This is a genomic window from Spirosoma aerophilum (assembly GCF_054782495.1).
In genome coordinates this window covers 1-1759 of sequence record NZ_BAAGSJ010000034.1, presented here as the reverse complement: position 1 = coordinate 1759, position 1759 = coordinate 1, and the positions used below count along the sequence as shown (strand labels likewise).

General features: G+C 57.2%; 2 protein-coding genes. Both read left to right on the top strand.

What is annotated here, in order from left to right; genetic code table 11:
* Positions 1-185: hypothetical protein (locus tag ACYVK4_RS27650; protein WP_461130816.1), on the top strand; the 185-nt coding region annotated here is incomplete at its 5' end.
* A gap of 199 nt (positions 186-384) precedes the next feature.
* On the top strand, positions 385-1759 hold a 1375-nt coding region (locus tag ACYVK4_RS27645; protein WP_461130815.1), incomplete at its 3' end, for a PKD domain-containing protein.

The following is a 1759-nucleotide window of genomic DNA, read 5'->3' as shown; positions in this document are numbered from 1 at the left end:
AGGTCTACGAGGGCAGCGGTCCGACGCTGGCCTGGGACGGTCGGGGCAGTGATGGGGCGGAGCTGCCCACGGGTCTGTACTACTACCAGGCCACGACTTACTTTGCCCTGCTGGCCCGCAACGCTCCCCCCCAGATCATCAAAAGCTGGGTCCAGATCATCCGGGAGGATATGACACTCCGATAAAAACCGATAAAGTTGACAGGAAACGAGGAGAAAGAAGTAACGTAAAGTTATTTACTTTCTCCTTTTTTGTTTTTCCCTTATCTTACCAGCGCTTTTAATACACTTTTTGTGGGAGAAAGCGTTTTAGTAAAAATGCGATAATAGTATGCGGTTCGTCTATATACCTGGGCTGTTAAGCCTTTTTTTGATTGCAGTTCTTTTGCCTAACGTTAGTCAGGCCACTCACGTGCGGGCAGGCGAAATAACGACCAAGCTTATTTCCAAAACCTCACTTACGTATAGAATTACGTTTACAGCTTACTTTGATGAACAAAAGGGTAAAGCTGCGGCTGATCAGGCAGAGAATTATACCTTCTGTTTTGGGGATGGCTCAACGGCCGATGTTCGCCGTAGTGGCCGGGCGTATATCAACGGCCGCACCTCGTCCGTAAACAGTTATACCGTCATTCATACCTATCCGGGCCCGGGAACGTATACCATTGGCGTAACGGTACCGAACCGTAATGCCGACACCAAAAACCTGCCACCGGCAGCCAGTTCCGACCAGATCCGATTCTTTGTATCCACGACGATTTACGTCAATGCAGCTCTGTTGACCAACTCCACACCGGTGATGCTCAACCCGCCCCTGGATTCAGGACGCGTCAACCAGAAGTTCTGCCACAACCCGGCCGCTTTCGATGCCGACGGCGATAGCCTGGCCTATCGGCTAAGTGTGCCCAAAACCAGTTTAACGGACAATGGCTGTGCGGGTCGTGATATACCCGCATATCAGGACCCGACCCGCTTCAGCACCGCCAGCGAGAACGGGGGCACACCCACCTTCTCCATCAATCCGCGAACGGGCGAGTTATGCTGGGATGCGCCTGGCGAAATCGGTCAGTTCAACTTCGCGTTTATCATCGAGGAGTGGCGCAACGGCGTACTCATCGGTGAGATCACCCGCGATATGCAGATCATTGTCGTTGATAATAGAAACCAGCGCCCCCTTATTCAGCCCATCCCGGACTTGTGCGTGGAGGCCGGCACCCTCATCAACCAGCCCGTCACGGCCACCGACCCCGACGGACAACGCGTCATCATCTCCGGATTCGGGGGCGTCTTCAACATCGGTCCCGACCGACAGCCCCTGCCGGCCGCCGAACTCATCCAGCCCGCCTACGCCCGGCTCCTCAACGGCGACATCACCCAGAACCAGCCCGCCACGGCCACCTTCACCTGGCAGACCAACTGCAACCAGATCCGACAGGCTCCCTACGATGTGACCTTCAAGGTCTCCGACGTGCCCCTCCGGCCCACCCCCTCGCTGGTCTCCTTCCAGACCTTCCGCATCCGCATCGTGGGACCCGCCGTCAAAGGACTCACCGCCCGACCCACCGCCACTCCCAACGGACGGGCCATCCAGCTCGCCTGGACCCCCTACGCCTGCGGTAACCCCGGCACTTTGCTGACCATCTACCGCAAAGAGGGCTGCGAACCCGTTGTCATCGACCGCTGTACCCCCGGCATTCCCCCCGGTTACACCCTGGTGGCCCGCGTGCCCATCACGGCCACCACCTACACCGACACCTCCG